Source organism: Terasakiella brassicae, from assembly GCF_014641495.1.
Lineage (GTDB): Bacteria > Pseudomonadota > Alphaproteobacteria > Rhodospirillales > Terasakiellaceae > Terasakiella > Terasakiella brassicae.
In genome coordinates this window covers 1-704 of sequence record NZ_BMHV01000077.1, presented here as the reverse complement: position 1 = coordinate 704, position 704 = coordinate 1, and the positions used below count along the sequence as shown (strand labels likewise).

Annotated in this window: 1 protein-coding gene and 1 pseudogene; both read right to left on the bottom strand. The window is 51.7% G+C overall.

From position 1 onward, the window contains the following. Positions 1-396, bottom strand: a pseudogene (locus IEW74_RS17250) (amino acid ABC transporter permease); the annotation flags it as partial. Position 397: 1 nt separating this feature from the next. Next, positions 398-704: ABC transporter permease subunit (locus IEW74_RS17245; RefSeq protein ID WP_188667430.1), on the bottom strand; the 307-nt coding region annotated here is incomplete at its 5' end.

Genomic DNA, 704 nt, shown 5'->3' with positions numbered 1-704 from the left:
CGTCAAGCCCGCAATGCCCAGCCATTTTTTAATCTGAGCAGAAACCTGATTGAAAAATTGCGGCACCACCACAATCGCCAACAGCACAAAAGCCAGATCCACACGCCATCTTTCCGCATCGGGATAAAACCCGTATGTGAAGAAACCGAGACGTGTCTTGATAAAGACCCAGCACGCGCCTTCGCCCGTGCAGGCTTTCGGATCATTACCGGCGAAATTCGCACTGATAAAGACCCAGTCGATAATCGGCGGCACAATCTGGATCAACAGATAAAGAGCCGCCAGACTCAGCACCGTATGAAACGGTGACGATAAAAGATTTTGACGCACCCATGCAACCGGACCCGTGGTGGAAACGGGTGGCGGGAGCGCTTCTTTTTCAACGAATTTACCCATTCTAACGCTCCTTCAACGACATGGCTTTGTTGTACCAGTTCATCACAAACGACAGCGTCAAACTGATCGTCAGATAAACGGCCATCGTCATGGCGACGATCTCAACCGCCTGACCGGTCTGGTTCAATGTCGTGCCCATAAAGACGGACACAATATCGGGATAACCGATCGCGGTTGCCAGGGAAGAGTTCTTGGCAAGGTTGAGATACTGGCTGGTCAAGGGCGGAATAATCACCCGCATCGCCTGCGGAATAATAATCTCGCGCAAAGTGACGCTACGGCGCAAACCCAAAGATTCAGCCGCTTCG